The 24,577-nt window shown below is 46.3% G+C and carries 20 protein-coding genes; 14 read left to right on the top strand and 6 right to left on the bottom strand.

Annotation, left to right across the window (positions count from 1 at the left end; all coding sequences use genetic code 11):
* Nucleotides 1–10: 10 nt before the first annotated feature.
* From QMA39_RS09955 to QMA39_RS09940, 4 genes are read right to left on the bottom strand one after another with little or no spacing between them, the layout of a single operon-like run.
* Nucleotides 11–1,120, bottom strand: a complete 1,110-nt coding sequence (locus QMA39_RS09955; protein ID WP_281658597.1) for a glycosyl hydrolase family 8 — start codon at nt 1,118–1,120, stop codon at nt 11–13.
* Nucleotides 1,098–2,378, bottom strand: a complete 1,281-nt coding sequence (locus QMA39_RS09950) for a glycosyltransferase (protein ID WP_281658596.1) — start codon at nt 2,376–2,378, stop codon at nt 1,098–1,100. The genes QMA39_RS09955 and QMA39_RS09950 overlap by 23 nt, the downstream gene beginning before the upstream one ends.
* On the bottom strand, nt 2,371–4,086 hold the full coding sequence (locus QMA39_RS09945; RefSeq protein ID WP_281658595.1) for a polysaccharide deacetylase family protein: 1,716 nt from the start codon (nt 4,084–4,086) through the stop codon (nt 2,371–2,373). Before QMA39_RS09945 ends, QMA39_RS09950 begins: the two co-directional genes overlap by 8 nt.
* 52 nt (nt 4,087–4,138) lie before the next feature.
* Nucleotides 4,139–5,734, bottom strand: coding sequence for a DUF2334 domain-containing protein (locus tag QMA39_RS09940; protein WP_281658594.1), 1,596 nt, complete (start codon nt 5,732–5,734; stop codon nt 4,139–4,141).
* 550 nt (nt 5,735–6,284) lie between these two features.
* On the opposite strand from QMA39_RS09940, the gene QMA39_RS09935 reads away from it, so the two are divergent.
* The 9 genes from QMA39_RS09935 to dhaM all read left to right on the top strand — a co-directional run bounded on the left by QMA39_RS09935 (nt 6,285) and on the right by dhaM (nt 19,404).
* A complete protein-coding gene (locus QMA39_RS09935) occupies nt 6,285–7,055 on the top strand; it encodes a CpsB/CapC family capsule biosynthesis tyrosine phosphatase (protein WP_281658593.1) in 771 nt (256 codons plus the stop codon).
* Between the two features lie 177 nt (nt 7,056–7,232).
* Nucleotides 7,233–9,299, top strand: a complete 2,067-nt coding sequence (locus QMA39_RS09930) for a S8 family serine peptidase (protein WP_281658592.1) — start codon at nt 7,233–7,235, stop codon at nt 9,297–9,299.
* 117 nt (nt 9,300–9,416) lie between these two features.
* On the top strand, nt 9,417–9,821 hold the full coding sequence (locus QMA39_RS09925) for a GNAT family N-acetyltransferase (protein WP_281658591.1): 405 nt from the start codon (nt 9,417–9,419) through the stop codon (nt 9,819–9,821).
* Nucleotides 9,822–10,049: 228 nt separating this feature from the next.
* Nucleotides 10,050–14,339, top strand: a complete 4,290-nt coding sequence (locus QMA39_RS09920) for a cell wall-binding repeat-containing protein (RefSeq protein WP_281658590.1) — start codon at nt 10,050–10,052, stop codon at nt 14,337–14,339.
* A gap of 539 nt (nt 14,340–14,878) precedes the next feature.
* Nucleotides 14,879–15,829 (top strand): MIP/aquaporin family protein, encoded by a 951-nt coding sequence (locus tag QMA39_RS09915; protein WP_348646602.1) that lies wholly within the window; start codon nt 14,879–14,881, stop codon nt 15,827–15,829.
* Between the two features lie 21 nt (nt 15,830–15,850).
* Nucleotides 15,851–17,344, top strand: coding sequence for a glycerol kinase GlpK (glpK, locus tag QMA39_RS09910; protein WP_027954947.1), 1,494 nt, complete (start codon nt 15,851–15,853; stop codon nt 17,342–17,344).
* Nucleotides 17,345–17,406: 62 nt separating this feature from the next.
* On the top strand, nt 17,407–18,402 hold the full coding sequence (dhaK, locus tag QMA39_RS09905; protein WP_281658589.1) for a dihydroxyacetone kinase subunit DhaK: 996 nt from the start codon (nt 17,407–17,409) through the stop codon (nt 18,400–18,402).
* 13 nt (nt 18,403–18,415) lie between these two features.
* Nucleotides 18,416–19,024, top strand: coding sequence for a dihydroxyacetone kinase subunit DhaL (gene dhaL / locus QMA39_RS09900; protein ID WP_281658588.1), 609 nt, complete (start codon nt 18,416–18,418; stop codon nt 19,022–19,024).
* Entirely contained in the window at nt 19,024–19,404 is a 381-nt protein-coding gene (dhaM, locus tag QMA39_RS09895; RefSeq protein WP_348646601.1) for a dihydroxyacetone kinase phosphoryl donor subunit DhaM, read from the top strand. The genes dhaL and dhaM overlap by 1 nt, the downstream gene beginning before the upstream one ends.
* Before the next feature lie 163 nt (nt 19,405–19,567).
* On the opposite strand, the gene QMA39_RS09890 is transcribed toward dhaM, so the two are convergent.
* Nucleotides 19,568–20,014, bottom strand: a complete 447-nt coding sequence (locus tag QMA39_RS09890) for a DUF948 domain-containing protein (RefSeq protein WP_281658587.1) — start codon at nt 20,012–20,014, stop codon at nt 19,568–19,570.
* A gap of 98 nt (nt 20,015–20,112) precedes the next feature.
* Here QMA39_RS09890 and QMA39_RS09885 point away from each other — a divergent pair, with 98 nt between their 5' ends.
* The gene (locus QMA39_RS09885) at nt 20,113–20,304 is read left to right on the top strand and encodes a hypothetical protein (protein ID WP_281658586.1); all 192 of its coding nucleotides are present in this window, start codon (nt 20,113–20,115) and stop codon (nt 20,302–20,304) included.
* A 356-nt stretch (nt 20,305–20,660) separates the two neighbouring features.
* Here the strand turns inward: QMA39_RS09885 and QMA39_RS09880 are convergent, their stop codons facing one another.
* Nucleotides 20,661–21,482, bottom strand: coding sequence for an alpha/beta hydrolase (locus QMA39_RS09880; protein WP_281658585.1), 822 nt, complete (start codon nt 21,480–21,482; stop codon nt 20,661–20,663).
* Between the two features lie 270 nt (nt 21,483–21,752).
* On the opposite strand from QMA39_RS09880, the gene QMA39_RS09875 reads away from it, so the two are divergent.
* From QMA39_RS09875 to QMA39_RS09860, 4 genes are read left to right on the top strand one after another with little or no spacing between them, the layout of a single operon-like run.
* Entirely contained in the window at nt 21,753–22,922 is a 1,170-nt protein-coding gene (locus tag QMA39_RS09875; protein ID WP_027954953.1) for an acyl-CoA dehydrogenase family protein, read from the top strand.
* A 15-nt stretch (nt 22,923–22,937) separates the two neighbouring features.
* A complete protein-coding gene (fabG, locus tag QMA39_RS09870; protein WP_281658584.1) occupies nt 22,938–23,702 on the top strand; it encodes a 3-oxoacyl-ACP reductase FabG in 765 nt (254 codons plus the stop codon).
* 18 nt (nt 23,703–23,720) lie between these two features.
* Entirely contained in the window at nt 23,721–24,155 is a 435-nt protein-coding gene (locus QMA39_RS09865) for a MaoC family dehydratase N-terminal domain-containing protein (RefSeq protein WP_281658583.1), read from the top strand.
* A complete protein-coding gene (locus QMA39_RS09860; RefSeq protein WP_206933359.1) occupies nt 24,152–24,571 on the top strand; it encodes a MaoC/PaaZ C-terminal domain-containing protein in 420 nt (139 codons plus the stop codon). The genes QMA39_RS09865 and QMA39_RS09860 overlap by 4 nt, the downstream gene beginning before the upstream one ends.
* Nucleotides 24,572–24,577 lie beyond the last annotated feature (6 nt).

Below are 24,577 nucleotides of genomic sequence, written 5' to 3'. Positions count from 1 at the left end.
GCTGTCCGTTTTACATCCACCCGGTATGCTTGAGTTTTTCAACAGCCAGTAAAGGAACGAGATTATCAAAAATGTGTGTGTTCCCTTCATGAATGGAGTAACCGCCCCGGTAACTCACATGATTGGAGCGGAACGCTGTCATACGGTCATACGCCTGCATGGCTAACTCTTTGTCCTTCAATTCGATGGCGTACATGATTAAAAAACCATACACAGCCGGAGATTCATAGTCGACAACGGGCTCATAATCAGAGGGGGTGTATCTTCCATAGAGAACACCGTCCTGTTCCATTTCTTCCTTAATAAAAGAAATCAAGGCATTGGAAGGAAGCCCCAACTGCAGTCGGTTATTGGCGGTAATCATCTGGTCGATCATGTTGATTTCTTCATCATAGGCAAAAGTACCCTTTGATATGTCGAAGGTCTTAGGGTAGAAGGAGTTCTTCGTTTCTGCCTTTTCAAGCACATCGATGGTCGTATCATAGACGTCCTGATTGATATGCCCTTGCTGCTGGAGAAGTTCTATCCCTTCCACATCAATATAAGAGAGGGTGAGGGAGTGGGCTGTTCCTCCGCTGGACTGATCTGAATAATCGACAAGGGTGGACTGATACGTCAAGGACCGGCTGACATAGTGTCCCGCCTGTGCTGCGGCTTCTGTATATTTCGGTTTGTTCCACTGTTCTCCTGCAGCATAGAGGGCCTTTACGATTCTTAAATCATCCACTAAAGCATTCACAGGTACTTCAGGATGGCCGGAAGAATCAATCTTCCAATAGATCAATCCTTCCTCATCCATAAAATAATCCAGAAGTAATTGATACTGCTCTTCAAACAACATCTCATCCTCAGCTTCTACCGCATAGAGGAGAAGAAAACCCATTGACTCGGATAAGCTCTCCCTTCCCTGCACTTCGTCAGAATCAAGAGCTGTTTCTGGTTTCATATACGTGGCAGGTGTGTTGTTCTCGTTTGTTAAGGACGTCTTTAAAAAGACAAGGGTATCCTGGTTGTCTTCATTACCGTAAATGATTCTCCCTCCAATCATGACTAAGAGGATAACCACCAGCCATACCGCTGCCTGTCTTCCTCTTGCTTTAAGATGCTGAACGGTTCTCATTTGTCTGCTTACCTTGGAATCGCTGTGTTTTATACCATTTCACTTCCTGTTTAAATAGAATACGTTTCGCCTCAAGGAAGGAGGCGTAGACGACGAGAATGATCCAGAGCTGGGAGTAGGTGAAATACATAAACAGGACGACCGCAAAGTTTTTCCATGTGAGCTGCCCTCTTTCAAAGCTGAGGCTGAGTGTTACCTCTGTCACAAATAGCAGGAAGCCTAGGACGAGAAGAACATAAGAAACCATTCCCATAGACAAGTTCAAATCCCAGAAAAGATTCAAAATGAAAATCGAGTGGGAAATCATCACCCCTCCAAAGAATAATAGATAGGTAAACAGGAAATAGACGAGGTCAATCACAATCTTCTTTTTCTCCAGCTTATGAAGCGAGAACAAGTATTTGAAGATGACATACTCATTGCCACGCGCCCAGCGTGTCCGCTGCTTCCACCATACTTTCAATACTTCCGGCTCCTGTTCCCACGTAATGGCAGCCGGGAAGAAACGGATATGATAACCCAGGTTGTAGACCCGGAAACTTAACTCGGTATCTTCTGAGAGAGCCTTCTCATCCCATCCGCCAAGTTTCTCCAGAATGGACCGCCGAATCGCAAAGTTTGTTCCGGGGATGGTGGCCATCTTAAACCAGAACCACCTACCAGCCTGCGCCAGCCACTGAAAGGTAATCGTTTCGATATTGATCAGCCGTGTAAGCAGGTTTTTGCTGCCGTTCGTGACCCGGAACTTACCCACGACAGCCCCTGCTTTAGCATCGTTCTCAATGCCGAGAGCCAGATATCGGACCGCGTCCGGTTCCGGGGTATTATCAGCATCGTACACGACAATTACATCGCCGGCCGATTTCTTTAAACCCTGGTTTAACGCACCGGATTTACCTTTACCGGCGTGCGGGGGTTTCGTATGAACCGCCTTGATTCTCGGGTATTTCTTAACGTAGGCATCAACGATTTCCCCTGTGGCATCACTGGAATTATCATTGATAATAATGACTTCAATTTTGTCTTCTGGATAATTGAGGTTCAGCATCGCCTTCATCGTTTCTTCAATCACCATTTCTTCATTGTGAGCCGGAATCAGAACACTCACAGAAGGATAGTGGAAGGGTTTCTTTTCCCACCGCTCTTTTGTACGGCGGTATTCAATGGAATGCCTGTAGCCTCCCTGCATAAGGAACATATGGTAGAACAACATGGCCCATATGAGGAAAAGGGACGTGTAGAGAAGAATGTCAGCCAACTTGATCACTCCGTTCGTTTCGTATTAAGCGTCTGTAGGAAATGAAAGTGTAAAAACAAAACAGTAGTACACTGACAGAACTGACTCCGACCATAGCCCACGTCACTTTATCCGCAGTATTCTGCACAAAGTAGTTGAACAGCGTTTTTGAGTCTCTGAATAATTGGAACGTATTCTTATCTACATGCACTTGTCCGTCAACAGTTGTTATGACCACTTCATCTGACTGGACCGTTGTGTCTTCTTCTTTTAAGTCAATCCAATCAACAGGCATTTCCTTCAGTTCATCCACCACTTCTTCCAGGCGCTCAGCCCCGAGGTAAGGGTGATAGAAGAAGGAGACCATGCCGTCTCTTACTAACAACTGCTGCTTTGCTTTCTGGACAATCTCTTCTGCTGCATGGTTGTTATCAGGTTCCACATAGCCTAATGTTTCCGGCAGAACCGTCATTCCATGAGTGAATGACGGGGAGGTGCTGTATGGAACGCTGTCCATGACCTGCCAATTCTCGTCCGATAGCTGCATCTGCCCTACATACGTGGAAAAGAATTGAGATGCTATTTCATATCCGTGCTGCGACATCGTGTAGTGCGGGGCCTCAAACGCAAGGGGGTACAGACCGAATCCGGTGAGTTCCTGTATCCCTTTATTCAACTTAGTTTCTGTATACTCTTTTTCAAAAGCTTTCAGTTCTGCCATATAGTCTTGATAAGCTTCTCTTGTATGAAAATCATCCGGCCTTTTCATCGGGGTTGGGTCACTGCCTTCTTTATAGACGGGCGTATTGTTTTCTACATCCCAAAATTCAAACCCTTCTCCTGTTTCAGATGTCCGGTACTGGTGGGTATACCCATGAAGAACAACCGATCCACCATTCTCCTGCAGGTGTTTGATGACTTCCAGAGTCTCGGGATAATCTGAGAAGTGTGATCTTTTGCCTGTATCAGGGTCTGTATATACAGGGATGACCGCCATCATGAAAGGAATATCGTTCTTAATGAGGACCTCGCCTGTTTCTTTTAATTTTTCAGGATCCACCAGCGGATGAATATCTTCGAGGCGGATGTACCCTGGATGCTGCTCCTCGTGGGAGCTTTGATAGATTTCATGAAGGATATCCCCGAACAGTGTGGAAACAGGGGAGATAACGTCCGGAGATGCCACATAATAAGAGCCATTCTCTTCCACTATTAAGGGATGAGTCTTTTTTCCACCTTTTCCCCAGGCGAGCATCTGCATGTCTTCGGTCTCTGGAACGGTAAATAAAGATTGGAGAGGGATCTTTATTTTTTCTTTCTTATCTCCATCAAGGTACATATAGTTGAAGTTGGATAACTTCCGGGACGCTTCAAAGCTGAAATGATTGTTGAATTGCTTTTGATTATGACCAATGACAGTCAGCGTTCCGTCATAAGGGGCGATGGATTCCAGGAAGGAATCGGGAAGCTGTTCGCCCCGGCTGCCATAATAGAAAACGTGAGTGGTATCTTTCGTATCTTCCGGTTGGAAATCAGAGACATGAACGAAATTGATAGTTTCAGTGAAATGACTCAGAAGCATGTCCAGTTTGCGTTCGTCTTCGTCAATCTGACGGTTCAAGGATGAATAAACAACCAGTGTTTTTGTATCTTCTGCTTCAGCAGAAACCAGGCCTTTACTGGTGAACACCATCAGGAAAGCACATAAGACGATCAGGTATTTCTTCATGTTTGCACCTCTTTAAAGAATGTTTGTTTTTTATAAAGAACGTAAGGGTATATTAAAACTCATCTTCCCGCCGTTTTCTGATAGAAATTATATACGACATACCGATGACTAGACTTGAAAGACTGATTCCGGTAATAATGGGTAGCCATTCCATAGTAAATGTAACCTCCCGTTTTTTTAATGCAGGTGTTTCTGCGGGTTTCTCCACTTGTGGTTCTTTTTTGTATTCCCCCAGCCACTCCTCTTCTTTGTAAGGATCCACAGGAAGACCCTGCCACACGAGTCCAGGGATTGTGTTCAATTCCTTGATCATCTCCTTCAAGCCGTCGACTCCCATATAGGGGTGGTAAAAAGCACTCATCACACTGTCTCTAGTAAATTGAAGGCGGGACGCCCGTTCCATCATATCGTCTATAGAAGATGTGTTTCCATCTTCCTGAAATCGGAGTGTCTCTGGAATAAATGTCATGTTATTCAGCATATCAGGCTTGGTCAGTACCGGTGACTCTTCCATTACCATCCAATTGGAATCAGATAGCTGCACCTGTCCAATGTACATAGGGAAATAACGGGAAACCGTCCTATACCCCTCCTTCGTGAGGCTGTAGTGGGACGACTCAAACCCATAAGGGACAAGGTCGTGTGCAGCGAGTTGATGGATGCCTTTCTGCAGTTTATTGTTCAGCATCTGCTGGAGATTTTCCTCATTCATCTGCTCGTTTTCTTCTGGTGAAAATTCAAACCCGTCTCCTGAAACTCCTTCCCCGTGCTGATCAGTATACCCATGCAGGACGATGACAGCTCCTTTATTCTGTATGGTCTGCAGAGTTTCAATAAGCTGGGGAGCATCCTCAAGGTAATAGATCTCCCCTTCCCCTGGGTTTTTGTAAACGGGTGTGACCGATACCATAAAAGGGATATCCTGAGAGAATAAAAAGTCGGCACAATCCATAAGCAGGGTTGGATCGAGGGTCGGATTAACATCTTCCAATCGTAGAAAACCAGGGTGGATCTCTGAATGGGGCATGCCGAAGATTTCATGAAACACTTCACTCAGTGCAATGGAATCTGAATAGGAAATATCGGTATCCCCGTAATAATAATGGGAGGCTTCTTGAATGAGCAGGGGAAATGACGTCCCATTGTATTCCCCATACAGCCAGATTTTCCCGGCATCTGAAGCCTTGATATCCAATACCTGCTGAGCTTCTGTAAGAGGAAGTTTCTCTTCTGTGAAGGGACCGGATAATTCGGTTACCAACCGCTTTTCCCCGGTATATTGATAAAAATCAAACCCTTCCAGTTGATCGGCATTGTAGCCGAAAGCCGTCTTAATCCCATTGAATTGATCAATCGCTCTTCGAGTGGAGTTGGAAAGAGAATGCTGAACAGCGCCGAAATATAAAAGGTGCGTTGTCTTTTCAAGATCTTCCGGTTTTAATTCTCCGGCATCAATCCATTCCTGCTTGGTTGTAAAATGACTGATGAGAAAATCAAGCTTCTTGATGTTCTGATCGGATTCCCCCTGATCTGACGAATAGACGATGGTTACAAAAGGCGGTTCTTTTATTCCTTGTTCCTCCTGGGCAGAGACAGCGAATGGAAATGCCAGGACCATCCATAGGAACAGGAGGATCTTTTGAGGCAATTCGAACTCCTCCCTTAATCTTATTCTTTATAAAGAACGTATAACAAATTACAAAAGATTACAAGAAGTATATCTGAATATGGAAGAAACTCTGGAATAATGAACATTTAGACTCATTTCATATGTTTTCAGTCTGTCAAGTCACCAATTTGAAAGGGATTGGGAAAGATATAGAAGTGTGTTTAAAATCTTATTATGTCGTTTTTTCTGTGTAGATAAATCCACTCATGTTCTTAATTAAGAAATGAGGATATGAATGCAGAAGATAACATTTTATGGAAATGATATAACTTCTGCAATCAAACAAAAATGGAAGATATATTAAGTAATATAGAGATATAGACCCCTATGGTGGTGGATATTCATAATAGATGGAGAATGACGTTAAAAATAAAGGAAAATCACCCTTTATTCTAGGCGGGCGTCTGTATTATACTGGATATAGTTCTCAATAATGAACGTTCGTGGAAGCCTCCAGCTTCTTTTATTTTTTATCCACTTGTTTCCTTTAAAGAATGATTTTTCTATAAAACGCAGAGAGGTGAGAGGTATGATTGATTTGAACTGCAAAATCCTTCCTGGAACAGGAGAGGGGCCTGAGTCGATGCAGGGGAGCCTGGCGATGGCACAAAAAGCTGCTGAACAGGGTGTGGAAACCATTGTAGCCGCTCCGCGGTTTCAACCTGAGCGGAATCCAAGAGAAGTGAAAAACCAATGTGAAGAGTTAAACAGGGAACTGTTTGAACAAGGCATTGAGGTGAAAATCCTTCCAGGACATGAAGTGAAGATCTACGGTGAACTTGTCGATGATCTTAAAAATGGTTACATTATACCGATGAATGAGAAGACCCCATACATTTACGTGGTGTTCTCTAACAAGGACATCCCACATTATGCCAAGCAGGTCCTGTATGATATGCAGATGGAAGGGTTTATTCCTGTCATCGTGCACCCAGAACAGAATCAGGTGTTCCAGCAGCAGCCGGATCTGTTGTACCAATTTGTGAAAAATGGTGCCGTTACTCAGATTTCAGCGGCTAGCTTAGCGAATAAACAGGGAAAACCATCCCAAAAGCTCGCGCTGCAGATGATCCGTCATAACCTGGCGCATGTGGTTGCTTCCCATGCTGTGGATGATAAGAAAAAAGGCTCTTTCTTAAGGCAGGCCTATGATAAGATTCAAAAAACTTTTGGATCTGATGTGATGTACCAGTTTATGGAGAACGCGCATGTGCTCCTGGATGGAGAGATGGTTTATACAGACCCACCGGAACGGATGAAAACGAAAAAGACACTTGGGATCTTCCCATTTCAATCGTAAGCGCTGGATGCCTCAGGTCCAGCGTTTTCTTTATGCTTAATAAACGTCAGGGTCAATCAGGCCGGGTATAAAGTCAATATTTAAAAAACCTGCAGCCCCATGTAAACTAAAAAGAGGATCCGGGCATCGGACTAAAACCAGTCCCGTATCCTCTACTACATAAAAAGGAGTACATATATGAACGGGAACTTCGTACGATCGATAATTGCTGCTGCAGCCTTCTTTGTGATGTTCAGTTTAATGATTCCAGCGATCCATGCTGAGGAGGGAGAACAGGTTCACCTGATCGTAAAATACAAAGAAAACGTCACCTCACAGTCAGTGGAAAAGTCTTTCCCGGTGGATGTAGTACCAGTTGATAAAGAACAAGTTGCTCAGAAACAAAAGGAACTGTCGAAGGATCCTGAGGTGGAATACATCGAAACAGATGTAAAAGTGTATGCCCAGGGGGAAATCCCCGACGACCCTTATTATCTTAATCAGAAAGAGACTTTTGATGCTATGAATGGCGAAGAAGCCTGGTCGGCTTATGAAAAGGTTAGAGGAAAGGATCCCGTTGTTGCGGTCATTGATTCCGGAGTGAGTCTCAAGCATCCAGACCTGCAAGGGAGATTAGTCGAGGGGACAAATATTCTCGAACCATCAGAGAAACCGGAAGATACCTTTGGGCATGGAACTCATGTCGCCGGTTTGATTGGTGCGGTTACAAATAATAATCTCGGCGTTTCATCCTTATCCACGGGAGATGTGCAGATGATGCCCGTAAAAGTGATGGAGGCTAAGTCCGGGAATTTGTCCGACGTGATTGAAGGTATTGATTATGCGGTAGAACAGGGCGTAGATATTATCAACTTAAGCCTTGGAACGTATGTATACCGGACAGCACTGGCCGATGCTGTTGAATTTGCTGAACAGGAAGGCGTCCTCGTCGTTGCTGCCGCTGGGAATGATGATCGGGAAAAAGCCTTGTACCCGGCTGCTTTGGATCCGGTAATTTCTGTCGGAAGTTATGACCTGGGAGAAAAAGAAAAAGCTTCTTTTTCCAATTATGGCCCTGAAGTTGATGTCATCACTCCGGGAACAGGCCTTTTTAGTACCTACCTGGAAAATGGGTATATGAGCATGGGAGGAACAAGCATGTCCTCCGGTCATGTGAGTGGCCTTGCTGCATTAGTTGAAAACCACGCCCCTTTTTTAAAGGCGGGGCAGGTGCAGCGGTTGATTGTGAATGCAGCAGAACCTGTTTCCAGTACGTATGAACTGGGAGAGGGGATGATTGACGCCGAGAAAACGCTTGACCAGGTTCGGGATTACCAGCGGATATCCGGAGCCACATCCGTTGAAACGTCGACAGCCATTTCTGAAAAAGGATGGGACGCTCTACAGGAAGAGACGTTGACCATTGACGGAAAAAAAGAACAAGGGAAATTCGTGATTTTGGCTACAGGAAAGGATTTTCCTGATAGTCTGGCTGCATCACCGCTTGCTTCTTATCTAGACAGCCCTGTTCTGTTAGAACGCCGGAGTGAACTCTCCCAGTCGATTAAAGATGAATTGAAGCGGCTGGACGCGACCGACGTCATCATTATCGGAGGAGAAGTGGCGGTTCCTTCTGGAGTGGCGGACGATGTTAAAAGATCCGGCTATGATGTCCACAGGATTAAGGGAGCGGACAGGTATGAGACCGCTGTAGCTGTGAACGAATCCATTCCTTACGATACAAATAAAGGATTCGTTGTTTCAGGTCAGGAATTCCCTGATGCTTTATCGGCATCGGCGTACAGCGGAGTAAAGCAGTATCCGATTTTATATGTGAAGCAGGGTGAAATTCCAGAAGCTGTCCAAGCATATATGGAAGAAGAAGGCATTACCAAGAATTATATTGTCGGAGGAACCCAGCCAATTTCTGAAAAGGTCGCTACAGCGCTTCCCGATGCCAATCCACTAAGGGTTTCAGGGAAAAACCGATATGAGACGAATAAGGCGATGCATCAGACCTTTGGCTCTCCTTCTGCCGGTACGCTCTATTTTACAACTGGACAGAACTTCCCGGACGCGATGGCAGCTGCTCCTCTGGCCGTGAAAACGGAAAGCCCGGTTATTTTGACGAACGAAAGGTATGCACCTGTAACAGCTGAAAGCATCCGGCGGTTCGATGAGCGTTCCAGTTATTACTTGATTGGAGGAACCCAGCCTGTACCTCCAGAGCATGCGTGGGAAATAGATGATATTTTTTACCGGTAATTTATAATAGGAAGAAAGTCGGTTTTCTCTATGGAGAAATATACTTCTCCTGCAGAGTCTTTCATAGGACAAAGGTGCGAGAGGGGATTCAGAAATCCTAAGGAAAGGAGGTTTTGTATGGCAATTTCCTATGCTTCAACGACAGGGGACATCACCCGGGATGATCTACAGACGTTATTTCACTCTGTGGAGTGGGATTCAGGCAGCTATCCTGATGAACTGCTACAAGCTATTCAAGGATCACATTCCGTGATGACAGCTTGGGACGGCAGACGGTTGATTGGTTTAGTGAATGCGTTGTCTGATGGCGTATTGACCGTATATTTTCATTACATGCTGATCGACCCGGAGTACCAGGGCAGAGGTATTGGGAAAGTCATGATGGACCACATGCTGGATCGATACAAAACATACCAGACGAAGGTGCTGATCGCCTATCCGGACGTGGTGGAGTTTTATGGAAAACTTGGTTTTCAAAAAGAAGAGGGAACCACGCCTCTATTCATTTCGCACCTTATTTAACACTTCTCGTTCATGTGCATGATTTTTCATAGGAAGAATGGCTGAACCCGGTGAAATCACCGGGTTTTTTATTTGTCTCAAATATTCTAAATTGAGCGAATATTCATTGACGATATTCGGAGGATAACGTACAATCTAATTTGTAATATTTTGAAATATTTATGAAAAAAAAGGAGGCATAGAAATTCTCATTGTTGGACCAATATCATAGGGAGGTCATTTACTTTGGTGGCTGAGAAAAATAAAAAGAATGTGAAGAAGAAGGCATTATCGGTGTTAGCCAGTGCGGCTATTGTGGCGTCTTCGTTTGCAGGGATTGGTACATATGGAACAACAGGAGTTCAGGCAGAAACAAAAGCGGCGAAGTCTTTTAATACGTTAATGAATTATGATGAAGTCGTTTCCCTCGCTAACAGCTCAGAATCAAAACAAGAACTGGTCATTATCGGTGACGGGAAAACGGATGCGACAAAACAGTTGGAGAAGCTGGGTGTCAAGGTCATCCAGAACCATAAAAACTATGGCTATCTGGCTGAAGTTCCGACCAATAAAATTCTGGATATCGTAAAGCTTGATTCGGTTCGTACGGTTGGGGAGAACCAGGAGCTTGAACTTGCACCGGTCAATCCTGATGAATTGAATACGGACGGCCAGGACCAGGTGGATAAAGATGCAGTTGTTGACCCGGATCAGCTGGAGACCCATCCATCTACAGGCGTTGATGGTTTCCACGATAAATTCAGCGGTGAAGGTGTCCGTATTGGAATCATCGACTCTGGTCCAGACCCAGGACACGAATCTTTCACAAATCTTCCGGAAGTTGATGAAGATGCAGATGAAACTTCTGAGGAAGTATTTGAGGAAACGAGAAAATATGGGGATTCCCACATTACAGACGTCAGAGACTATACGATTTCCAATGAATTCATAGACCGTCCTTACGCCGCTGAGGAGCGTTATTCCAGCTACAAGGAATATACGGGTCAGAACGCCAATTATCTGGCGGAAGGGGATGTACCATTCTTTGATGAGTTTGAAGAAGGGGACACGATCTACGAAGGCATTTTCAAAACCGAGGGGATCGACTCTTCCGATGACAAGTTGTATTACGGAGAAACCTGGTTCGAAGCCAAGGCCGACCTTAACGGCGATGGTGAGTCTGGAGAGGCATTCGGTGACTGGTTCCCAGTCCTTCTTGCAGGTGACAAGGTTTACGTAGATACAGACTTTGATTTTGATTTTACAGATGAGACGGCCTACAAAGAAGGCGAAACGGGTACTTTTGATATCGACCCTACGGATGATGTAGCCGGTGCCAACTTCCGTGTGAACAATTTGGAAGAGCAAAAACTATTAAACAATGAAACTCAGGAATTCGATGCTGTGAAGAAGGTCAACTTGTTTACAGACTTCAACGGTCACGGTTCCCACGTTGCCGGAATTTCTGCAGCTAATGGGCCTCTGAAATCCAACGCTACAGGAGCGATAGCCGGTGAAGGTGTAGCTCCGGAAGCTGAGCTTGTCGGTCTTCGTGTGTTCAAAGAAGAAGGCGGAGCTTATACGTGGAGTATTCAACGCGCGATGATAGACGCTGCCCTGCCTGAATCTAAAGGTGGATACGGTGTCGATGTTGCCAACTTAAGCCTTGGCTCTCTGCCGGACTTGAATGATGGCGGCGGAAGTTACGGCGAGTTGATGACACTGCTCAGCGATCAATACGATATCGTTTTTGTTACATCTGCAGGGAACAGCGGACCAGGAATTGATACGGTCGGTTCACCTGGGGACGTAGCCAGCGTCATTTCTGTTGGTGCACATATTGATGAGCAGATGTGGGCGAAGGAATACGGTGCCTACCCTTACGGTAAAGATGAAGACGGTAATCCGCTTAAAGGGGATGGCCTCTGGTACTTCTCCTCTGTAGGACCGAATGAAGCCGGAGACCAGAAGCCGGATATCGTAGCGCCTGGTTCTGCGTATGCAGCTCAGCCTGTCCACCAGTTCCCGGAAGGCCATGCATATGATGTCCTCCAAGGAACGAGTATGTCCGCGCCGCATGTAGCCGGGGCTGTAGCATTGCTGAAATCAGCTGCAGAAAAAGACCGTCTGCCATTTGATTATGAACTGGCCCGCGAAGCACTCGTGCAGACAGCGGATAAACTGGACGGTTACAACCGTGCTCAGGAAGGTCAGGGGCTGATCAATGTTCCAGCTGCCTACGAGTACATGAGAGATAATTTTGTCAATGAAGTGGAAAATGTCGATGTAACCGTCTTCCACGGTGAGAAAATTTCCGGCGGACCTGGATTGTATGTGCGTAACAAGGACATTCCAGAAACCGTGGAAGTGTTGATTGAAAACACTTCTGATCAAGCCAAGACTCTTGGTATTTCCGCCTCCCATGACTGGTTTACACCATCGGTTGATGAAGTCAAACTCGGTGCAGGCGAATATGAGTATATCGATGTCGAGTATGATGCATCCAAGCTTGAAACAGGTGTGAACGCAGGGAACTTAATCATTGATGATGCTTCTACACCTTATGTCGAAGCCAGAAGTGCCCAGACGATCATCACCGGCTATGAGTTCACGAAAGAAAACAAACACCGCTTCAGAACGACAGACGATGTGCAGTCTTCCCAGACAAAAGGCTACACCTTCGACGTTGATTCCGGTGTTAGTGAACTACGCTTCTCCTTGAACGCTCTGAAGGAAAGCGGAGAGTTCCAAGGCCGTGTCCGTATGCTTGTGTTTAATCCAGATGGCACACAGGTGAATGATTTTGTCGGATATGCCGGCTACGACGGCATTGATGTCGAAGATGTTGTTGTTCCATCTCCGAAGGCCGGCATATGGGAAGTTCATGTTTATGGAACGATTGCTCCTCAAGAAGGTAAAGAAATGAACAAGTACACCTTAGATGCTGTCGCCCAGGATATTGTCAGTGAGCCGGGCAGCATCGATCTTGGTAAAGTCGGATCATCTGAAACCTTCGAAAAAGAAGTATCCTTTACCAACTACATGAAAGAAGCGGCAAACGTGAAGTTTGAAACGATAGGCTTCAGCGGCCCTATTAACAAAACCATCGAAGGAACAGTCACTCAGGAAGTCGACGAAATTCCGAACGATGGAGATTTGATTGATGTTGAAATCAAGAATAATGTCTCCTTGAGCGTAGATGTGGCTCCAGCTGAGCCGGTTGATCTGGATCTGTTCCTATTCAACGAAGATGGAGATGAAGTCGCATCCAGTGCCTCCAGCTCCAATGATGAAGCTTTCACTGTAACAGGTCTTCCTGATGGAAACTATCAGATTGCGGTGGATTACTTCGGTACGGGTTCAGCTTCCGTCGATTACACGCTGAACATGACTGAGGAGAAGCTTCTATCCTATGATTCTGATGAAAAAGGCGAAGGTTCTGTTACAACAGATGCCAAAGCTACTAAACTTGGCGTCGGTGAAACCGTAGACGTTCCTCTTTCCATCACGACTCCAGAACAGCCGATCAAAGGCTACGCTGGTCTGTACATGGTGGATGCCGATACAGATGAAGTGCTGGACTTAGTACCAGTTACAACGGATGCGGACGTCGTCAATGTCCTTTCCGGTAAAACGCGTGAAGGTACAGCGCTTGAAATTTCCCAGGACCTTTACCCGGATGGTGGTGCGGATACCGTTGTAGTAACGACGGCTTATAACTTCCCGGATGCCTTGTCTGCTGGACCAATGGCTTCTGCTGCAGAAGCGCCGGTCATCCCAGTAAACAGAGATGGGAAGCTGAGCAAGGAAGCACTGAAAGAAATTGAGCGCCTTGGTGCTGAAAACGTCTATCTTGTCGGTGGAGAGGGTGTCGTTTCTCCTGATGTCTTCGCTCAGTTGAATACGATCAGCATTGCCTCTGATCAAATTGAGCGTGTTTCCGGTGATACCCGTTACAGCACAAACCTTGAGATCGTAGAAAAACTGCAGAACGACTTTGGTTTTGAAGGAAATGGTGTATTCCTTGCGACAGGTAAAAACTATGCGGATGCGTTGAGTGCCGCTTCCATCGCAGGTGCCGAGGGCATGCCGATTGTATTGACAAACGGCAAGGATCTATCCGAAGAAGCTCTGGCTGTTCTTGAAAACGAAGACGTTTATGTGGTTGGTGGAACAGGCGTCATCTCTGATGAGGTCGCTGACCAGGCGAAAGAAGTTGCCGTTTCTGTGGAGCGCCTGTCCGGTGCGAACCGTTATGGCACGCTCGTCAGCATTTTGGAAGAGTTCGAGCCGAATGCAACGAACCTATTTGCTGCAAGCGGACGTAATTATCCAGATGCTCTTGCATCTGCACCGCTTGTAACAGGTAAAGATGGTATGCTCCTGCTCGTTCAGCCTGATGATCTTCCGAAAGAAGTGGATGCGTACTTAACGAAGTATGTGTATACCCATGATATCTCTTCTGTAACTGTTCTCGGCGGCGATGCTGCTGTTGGACCAGAAGCGAAGGAAGATCTACAGAACAAAGTCACCAAATAAGCTGCTTGGGAAGAACCCTCCATACTGGAGGGTTCTTTAAATAGTAAAAAACGACTTGTGGTCCCGTAGTTCTGCTTATGCTGCGCGTGAATGGTCACGTTGTGCTTATCAGTGGATCTTCAGCTCTTGTTGTTCCCGCAGGCGTCACCACCGAACGCTCCACGTGCCCAGCCAAAGAGAGAGAGCTCCTCTGTTTGAACATACGTAAAAAAAGGGAATTTTTTCAGATTCGGAACCGCATAACTCGTTTTCCTCTTTATTAAAACGAACGGCCAAGATACCTTCGTATGGTTTTCCTGAGGTGCCTGGACGTTCCTACGCGGAAAGGAAAGGGGCGGAAGGTACCGAAATCACGTAGTTTCTAACTATGCGGAAGCACCCTCTGTACCGGCATTACATTCATTATATTTCCATGGTAAAAATTGTAGTACAATGTTCCTGATTCCTCCGACCAAAATCCTATCAATCTATGTTGTTTTTTGTGAATATATGTTGACAGCGTTTTCAGAAAGCGCTATAGTATTAGTAACAAGTTAAGCATGTGGCGGAGATATGGAGACCCACACTATTTTGCATACAGCCTCATTCGTATGCACCTTAGTGCGGGTCTTTTTTTGGACACATGCCCCTTGAAAATTGAGAAAGAAGAGGTGAACAACATGTCCGAATTCTTAGCTGAACTGATTGGAACGATGATTCTGATCATCTTTGGTGGCGGTGTTGTTGGAGGGGTCGTTCTTAAAAATACAAAAGCAGAAGGGTCAGGCTGGGTCGTCATAACCATTGCCTGGGGTCTGGCTGTTACGATGGGCGTTTACGCCGTCGGCAGCTTTACAGGGGCTCACATCAACCCGGCTGTAACGATCAGCTTCGCAGTGATTGGTGAGTTTCCTTGGACGAAGGTTCCCCTTTATGTTTCTGCTCAAATGATCGGAGCTATGATCGGGGCGGCTGTCGTATTCCTGAACTACCTGCCGCACTGGAGAGAAACGAAAGATCAGGGAGCTAAACTGGCGGTGTTTGCTACTGATCCAGCCGTACGCAGTCCTTTTTCCAACCTTGTAAGTGAAATTATTGGAACATTTGTCCTTATTATGGGTCTTTTATTTATCGGCGCCAACGAATTTACAGAAGGATTGAATCCACTGATTGTAGGTGCGTTGATCATCGCGATCGGTATGTCGCTTGGTGGAGCGACAGGGTATGCGATCAACCCTGCCCGTGACCTTGGCCCCCGTATTGCCCATGCACTGCTTCCGATTCCTGGAAAAGGCGGATCAGACTGGGGTTACTCCTGGATACCGGTTGTCGGACCGATTTTAGGCGGTATCTATGGTGCACTATTCTACCGGGCCATGTTTATGTCTGATTTCTCTGCGGGCTTCTGGCTGATGTCTGTCGTGATGGCGGTCATCCTGATTGGAGCAGCTAATGCAGAGATTAAAAAGGGGAAGACATTAGGTAATCAAGTAGAAGAAAAAATCAGCTGAAACGAAAAGGAGAGGGTTTGAATGTCAGAACAGTATATCTTATCCATTGATCAGGGAACAACAAGCTCAAGAGCCATTCTTTTTAACAAAGCGGGAAATATCGTCGAAACGGGACAGAAGGAATTTGAACAATTCTTTCCGAAGCCGGGCTGGGTAGAGCATGATGCGAATGAAATCTGGACATCTGTCCTCGCCTGTATCGCGGATGTTTTGAGAAAAGCGGATGTTGAGCCGTCACAGATTGCCGGAATCGGCATTACCAACCAGCGTGAAACGGCAGTGGTGTGGGACCGGAATACCGGGAAGCCGATCTATCATGCGGTTGTCTGGCAGTCCCGTCAGACCGAAGGCATCTGTAAAGAGCTTCGTGCAGCCGGTCATAATGAGCTGTTCCGCAGTAAAACGGGTCTTCTGCTTGACCCGTACTTCTCTGGAACGAAAGTGAAGTGGATTCTTGATCATGTCGACGGAGCAAAAGAAAAAGCGGAAAACGGCGATCTTATGTTCGGGACGATCGACACATGGCTTGTTTATAAGCTTTCCGGTGGAAAAACGCATATTACCGATTATTCCAACGCTTCCCGTACATTGATGTACAACATTTATGACCTGCAGTGGGACGACGAACTGCTGGACATCCTTGGAGTACCAAAATCCATGCTGCCGGAAGTGAAGCCTTCTTCCGAAGTGTATGCGCAGACGGTTGATTATCACTTCTTCGGTCACGAGGTTCCAATTGCCGGTATAGCTGGAGATCAGCAGGCAGCATTATTCGGACAAGCCTGCTTTGAAAAAGGCATGGCCAAAAATACTTACGGTACGGGCTGCTTCATGTTGATGAATACAGGTGAAGAAGGCGTTGCTTCTGAGCACGGTCTTTTGACAACGCTTGCCTGGGGCCTTGATGGTAAGGTGGAATACGCGCTTGAAGGAAGTATTTTCGTTGCCGGATCTGCGATTCAGTGGCTTCGTGACGGCCTGAAAATGATTGAAAGCGCTCCGGAATCCGAAGGGTACGCAACGTCTGTAGAATCTTCCGACGGTGTTTATCTTGTACCCGCCTTCGTTGGTCTTGGAACACCTTACTGGGATAGTGATGCCCGTGGTGCCATGTTCGGATTGACACGTGGAACGACAAAAGCCCACTTCATCCGTGCCACACTTGAGTCTCTCGCTTATCAGACGAAAGATGTTCTGGATGCGATGATTGCTGACTCCGGCATTGATTTGAAATCTCTGCGTGTCGATGGTGGAGCTGTGAAGAATGACTTCCTGATGCAGTTCCAAAGTGACATCCTTGGTGTACCGGTTGAGCGTCCAATCGTCCAGGAAACGACCGCTCTTGGTGCTGCCTTCCTGGCAGGTCTGGCTGTTGGCTACTGGAAAGACAAAGAAGAGATCAAGCAGCATTCTGAAAACGACCGTACCTTTACAGGTCAGATGGATGCAGATGAACAGGAGGAGCTTTACAGCGGATGGAAGAAAGCTGTAGAAGCGACTCGTAAATTCAAGTAATCAAATGAAGGGTACCTCTGATTGTCAGAGGTGCCCATTCTTATAAAGCGAGGGGAAAATCGATGAAAAAATTAATCAACGATCCAAATCTTGTGATTACAGAAATGCTTGATGGATTTGTCGCTGCTCATTCTTCTTCTGTGAAAAGGGTGGAGAATACAACTGTTGTTGCGAGGAAAAATGCGCCCGTTTCCGGGAAAGTCGGTATTGTCAGTGGAGGCGGAAGCGGACATGAGCCGGCCCACGCCGGGTATGTCGGGGAAGGCATGCTGGATGCAGCTGTCTCCGGTGAAGTTTTTACATCGCCCACCCCTGACCAGGTCTTCGAAGCGATCAAAGCTGTAGACAGCGGAAAAGGCGTGCTCCTTGTTATTAAAAACTACACCGGTGATGTGATGAATTTTGAAATGGCTGCTGAACTCGCCGAAGCAGAAGGGATTCAAGTGGATCAAGTCGTTGTTAATGACGATGTTGCCGTAGAAGACAGTTCTTTTACTACAGGCCGGCGTGGAGTGGCAGGAACGGTTTTCGTTCATAAATTGGCAGGCGCAATGGCTGAGACGGGAGCATCACTTGAAAAAGTGAAACAGACGGCAGAAAAAGTGGTTCAACACGTACGCACGATGGGTGTCGCACTAAGTCCATGTATCATGCCGTCTTCAGGGGAAGAAAGCTTCGAACTCGGCGATAAGGAAATCGAAATGGGAATCGGAATCCACGGCGAACCGGGCATAGAGAAAAAGCCTCTCGTATCCGCAGACGAGATCACATCCGAGATGGTCGAGCGCATTCTTCCTGAACTCGAATTGAACGAAAACGACGAAGTCGCCGTCATGGTGAACGGCATGGGAGCGACACCGGCAATGGAACTTTACATCGTGAACCGTAAAGTGCATGAACTGCTGGCCGAGAAGAGTGTCACCGTTTCTCATACGTTCGTAGGAGAATATATGACGTCTCTTGAAATGGCCGGATGTTCGATTACGATTCTGAAAGTGGACGATCAATTGAAAGAACTGCTGGATGCCCCAAGTCAAGCACCGGCTTTCCGTATATAAAGGAGTGTTTCAGATGAATGTCAATCAAACGGCAGCATGGATCACACACTACAATCAGCATCTCCAGGATCAAAAAGACTACTTAACATCCCTGGACAGGAAGATTGGTGACGGTGATCACGGAATCAATATGGCAAGAGGATTCGCTGAAGCTGCCAAGGCAGTAAAGGCAGAAACGTTTGAGACATCAGCAGACGTGTTGAAAAAGGCCGCTATGACGGTGATGTCCAAGGTTGGCGGAGCTTCGGGCCCGTTATATGGGACAGCCTTATTGAAAATGTCCATGGCCGCTAAAGGAAAAGACATCAAAGGGGATGTTTTTGCGGAAATGTTTGAAGCCGCGATTGACGGAATCAAACAGCGGGGAAAAGCGGAAACCGGAGAAAAAACGATGCTCGATGTGTGGGTTCCTGTTCTTGAGGAAGTGAAGAGCAGCGGATTTGATGCAGCGATTGTAGAAGAAACCGCTCAGAAGGCCATGGAAGCGACGAAAGATCTAACCGCTACAAAAGGGAGAGCCTCCTACTTGAAAGAGCGTTCCAAAGGACATTTGGATCCTGGTGCCGTTTCTTCCTATTACTTATTTGTGAGCCTTGCTGAGGCGCTGAAGGAGGAAGGCTGATGGCTGTAGGAATTCTACTAGTTTCGCATAGTGAGAAGGTGGCGGAGGGTGTAAAAGATCTTATTCATCAGGTTGTCGGTGATCTTCCAATCGAAGCCGCAGGAGGCACGGATGAGGGAGAGCTTGGCACAAGCTTTGAAAAGATCCAGACCGCTTTGGAGAAGGTCACAGAAAAAGCTGAAAGCACCATCGTTTTTTATGACCTCGGCAGTGCACGGATGAATGCTGAGATGGCCATCGAAGTCACAGAGTCCGATCAAATCAAACTTGTCGCCCACCCGATACTGGAAGGGGCTTATCTTGCTGCTGTCGAAGCGAGTATAGATAAAAGTCTGGAAGAGATCCTGGATTCGCTTGAAAAAGAATTTGGAAAATCGTAATCAAAAAACCACGCCGATTTGGCGTGGTTTTATTCATATGGTTGAACTTGGTCTTCCTGTTTTCTTTGGAAAATCCAAACACCGGCGATGAGAAGCAGGTGGTACTGCTTCCATTTGACTTTTTATGGTATCTATAGACGTATAAGCAGCGATTTCGTTTTACTTATTTCAATTTAATTTGTACCGGTTTGCTCTTTTGTTTATCCTTTGAATCATTTGTTTTCCTGTCTTCCTTTTGCAGAGCCGTTCGTTTTATTGAACTTGTTACATCGTGTATCATATCGCCCATATCGTGAACGGAATCAATTAAGGGATCAACGGCTTCCATTTTTCCTTTTACATCAGCTGAAATTTTGTTGGCTTCGTGGATCAGTTCTTCAGCTTCATCTGTAATGCTGTTGACTGATTTTCGAGCGTCAGACAGCGTCTCTTTGGTTTCAGTCAGTGTGGCCATGAGTTTTCGTAATGTGAAGATTAAAAAGATGACGAGACAAATAAACCCGACCGCTGCAATGCTAACACTCCACTCAATTATTGAAATTACCTCCCTTCTTCTCTCTAAATCTATGGAAGGGGAGGTTCGGACATTCCTGTTATCTGGAAGGTCCATGCTCCTGCTGATTTTTATACAAACGTGACAGCGATAAGAGGCTACTGGTTTCAAGGGGGGGAAGTAAGGATATGGAAAAGGAGGGAGGGCATTTTTATATGAAAGTATTGGCGGTTGCCTGCGTCATGCTTGGCATCATAGTCGTCCAGGTTATCAGGTTTTTCTATCCAAGTTGGAAAGAGTTAAAGGAAGCATCCTTTTCCGATGGGAAAAATAGAGGGTTTGGTTGGTTGGGATTCGGCATACTGCTTCTTATGATTATCTTAAGCCAGCTTATTCTTCCAATATAGTTACCCGCTTTATAACAGTCACCCAGAACCTAAATTCCGGGGGCTGTATTTTCTCTCCTCGTTTGAAAATGAACGCCTATGGCTGGGTTCTCCCTCTCTCTTCACCTACATGCTCCCTGCTTGCCTTGAAAGAATCAGATTTCATTCTACTACGGTAAGTATGTTTTTCCTATGCGTCTGTTTTACCAAAACAACGAGTAAAAACCAATGTACATAATTGAAGAAAAAAACTTCAATGGTATTGTGAATTTCCTGGTAAGGAACGATTCCGACAGGTTGGAAAGGTGTCATTTTAGTGTCATGACACCTTTCTGCTGTATTTCTATCTTATATTTTAAAGTTGGGGGTGATGTTCTTTAAGAGCGGAGCCTCCTGCCGGTCTCTTGATCCGGCGTTTCCGTCTCAGCCCCTTTAGACTTCATAAAGGACAACGAATATTGGTTGAACGTGTGGGGAGCATCCAGGTTTACGACGTGTCCGGATCCCTTCACTTCAATAAAGTCAGCGTTAGGAAGCCCTTCGATATCCTCCCATACATGATCGATGAACATATGATCTCCTTCCCCCATCATGTAAAGTTTCGGAACATGGGCCGCTGGTTCAACCGCAGTTGTAAACGTACCTCTGACGGTCGGAGCGATGTCATACCAGCCGAGGAATTCGTTTCTTTTCATTTGGGCCGCCTCTTTAATAAACGAATTTCTGGATTCTTGATGATTTTTACGTGGCATAAGGATGTGAGCGAATATTGTATAGAGCCACATGTGCGGCACGAACTTTTTTACCATGCTGCCGATCAGCAGCAGCAGTTTAGGCAGTGGTGTGATTTTCGTAATCACTCCGCCAAGGACAGCCGTTTCGACACGATTGGGAGCAATGGCAAGGATTTGATGAGCAACGACGGCCCCCAGTGATATTCCCACCATATGGGCTTTGCGAATACCGATCTCATCGAGGACATCGACAACATCTCGTGCTGCCCGATTAAATGAAAAATCTTCAACGTCAAGAACGCTTGGAGATTTTTTGTGCCCTCTTAAATGCACGGCGACCACATTGAAATGGTTTCGATAACTTTTGATTTGAGGGAAGAAGATATTTGCACTTCCCCCGATACCGTGAATGAGAAATACATACTCTTTATTTGGATCATTACCGAAAATCTTATATTCTAACAACTATCTTTCTCCTGTCTATAAAAAAATCCTTCAGAATATTTATAACATACTGAGTACCATTATTGTTCAAATCCCTGAATTCTTCAGCACATTCTTCGCTCGCTTTCTTTCTAAGCTGCACTTCCCAGGGAAGAAGGAAAAACAGGTATGGATAATTTTTGCAGTAATTTTCGGAAAGGTGTTGTATTTTGAGAAAATTTAAAATAATATAAAAAGTAACATACCCACCGGTAGGTATGTGAACTCTCAGTGAGGAAAGAGGTTGATCACATGCATTTACGCTTGACCGATGAACAGGAAATGGTGAGAAAAACCATTCGTAAATTTGTGGAAAAGGAACTAATACCTCTGGAAAATGATGTGCTTCGGAATGAACGGGAAGGAAAGCCGAGCCTTCCGGAAGGAAAGATGGAAGAGCTACAACAGAAAGCGAAGGAAGCAGGCTTCTGGGGAATCAATACACCGGCTGACTATGGCGGCGCAGATTTAGGGCAGATGATGCTGGCCATCGTTCAAATGGAAGTCGCAAGAACGTTTGTGCCTTTCCAGTTTGGCGGTTCTGCCGACAATATCCTTTATTACGGAAATGAGAAGCAGAAGGAAACGTACTTAATCCCGACGATTCAGGGAGAGAAGAAATCCTGTTTTGCGATGACAGAACCAGGGGCGGGATCGGATACGAGGAACCTTCGGACAACAGCGGTGAAGGATGGCAGTGACTGGGTGATCAATGGAGAGAAAACATTCATCACCGGTGGAAATGAAGCAGACTTTGTAATGGTCATTGCGGTAACCAACAAAGAGCTTCATCAAGAATCGAATGGACGAAAAGGGGTTACGTGTTTCATTGCGGATCGTTCGATGGGCTGGGAATCAGAGTACATCCATACGATGGGCGAATGGGGTCCGGCAGCCCTCATTTTTGATAATGTCCGGGTTCCTGAAGAAAACATCCTCGGTGAGATTGATCATGGGTATGATCTCGGTCTTGAGTGGATCGGGTTTGCCCGCTGGATCGTCGGAGCACGGGCGGTTGGTGCAGCCGAGCGTCTGCTGAACATGGCGATCGATTATGCGAACGAACGCGAAACCTTCGGAAAACCGATTGGGGAGCGGCAGGCGATTCAATGGCAGATTGCGGATTCAGCTGTGGAGGTGGAAGCAGCGAAATGGCTCGTCCTAAACGCGGCATTTACGTTGGACCAAGGTGAGGATAACCGGCATTACGCATCCATGGCCAAACTGTATGGAGCGAACATGGGCAACAATGTGATCGACCGTGTTCTGCAGATTCACGGCGGCATGGGCTATACGCGGGAACTGCCGATTGAACGGTGGTACAGGGAAGCAAGACTGTGGCGGATTTATGACGGGACAGACGAGATTCAACGGTTGATCATATCCAGAAATCTATTAAAAGGCCATGTGAAGATTGGTTGATGGAGGAGGTATACGATGAGGGAGAGATTTAAAGACAGGACAGCTTTTATCACCGGCGGGAGCCGTGGTATCGGAAAAGGTATAGCCCGCCATTTCGCAGAAAACGGAGCGAAGGTGGCCATCATTGACGTCAATGAGGAAGCGCTTCAGGAACTGGAGGCAGAATTTCGTGACGAAGGCTTTCAAGTCTTCTGCCAAAAAGCGGATGTGACACAGTACAAAGAAGTCGAAAATGCTGTAAAGGAGACCCACGAGCGGTTTGGATCGGTCGATATTCTGATTAACAACGCTGGTGTCATCCGTGACAATATGCTCTACAAAATGACGGATGAGGACTGGGATACCGTAATGGATGTCCATTTAAAAGGATCCTTTCATGCAGCCAGAGCCGTTCAGTCGTATATGGTGGAACAGAAGTACGGCCGAATCGTGAACATTTCCTCGACCTCTGCGCTCGGAAACCGTGGTCAGGCGAACTATGCGACTGCTAAAGCCGGTTTGCAGGGCTTCACAAAGACACTGGCGATTGAGCTTGGCAAGTACGGCGTGACTGCCAATGCGGTTGCTCCGGGATTTATTGAAACCGATATGACAAAAGCAACGGCCGCCCGGATCGGGATTACTTTTGATGAGCTTGTCCAGGCCAGTGTGGCTCAGATTCCTGTCGGCCGAAGCGGTAAGCCGGAGGATATAGCGCATACCGCAGCTTTTTTTGCGGATGAAGCGTCATCTTTTGTCAACGGCCAGGTCATCTATGTCGCAGGTGGACCAAGAACGTAACGAAAAGGAGAGATGTCCGTGTTTAAAGAAGCGGTAGGAAAAAAATCGACGCCGGTAAAGAACGTCGTTGAACGTGGCGCTGTGAAGAAGTTCGCAGAAGCCATCGGGGACCCGCATCCGTTGTTTATCGATGAAGAAGCAGTACAGCGGAATATTGCTCCGCCTACCTTTCCGCGGGTGTTTGAATATGGTGGGATCGAGGGACTCCACCTCCCTGAAAAAGGCTTGATTCACGGGGAGCAGCACTACCACTACAACCGGCCGCTTTATGTGGGTGAAGATGTTTATTGTTACGCCCAGGTGGACGATTATTATGAGCGGAGCGGCCGGAGCGGCGATATGGGATTTCTTAAAGTGAAGCGTTACGGCGAAGATATTGACGGCCGGCTCATTTTTTCAGAAGAACAGGTTGTGATCATTACGGAAGCAGTCAGAAAGGGGATGAACGTATGAACCCAATGTACGGCGTCCAACCCGGAGATAAGCTGAAGACCATGACGCTTCCGGCTGTAACGAGACTTGATTTAATCAAATATGCCGGTGCGTCCGGCGATTATAATCCGATTCATACGATTGATGAAGAAGCGGAGAAAGCCGGGCTTCCCGGCGTGATTGCACATGGGATGTGGACGATGGGAAGTCTTGCCAAGCTGTTCACTCCTTTTTATGAAGATGGATTTATCCAGGATTATTCCATCCGTTTTCAGGGGATGGTGTTTGTCGGCGACGTCCTGACACTGCATGCGGATGTCATCAGTCACGAGGAATCGATGATTACATTTGATGTCTATGCGAGAAACCAGCAGGAAAAAGATGTGATTCGTGGAAATGTGGTATTTAGGAAGCATTTAGAAACTTCAGCTACATAAAGGGGG

Origin of the sequence: Halobacillus sp. Cin3 (genome assembly GCF_947311855.1) — a bacterium.
Taxonomy (GTDB): Bacteria; Bacillota; Bacilli; order Bacillales; family Halobacillaceae; genus Halobacillus; species Halobacillus kuroshimensis.
The sequence above is the reverse complement of the archived record's forward strand: the minus strand, read 5'-3'. Positions and strand labels throughout refer to the sequence as shown.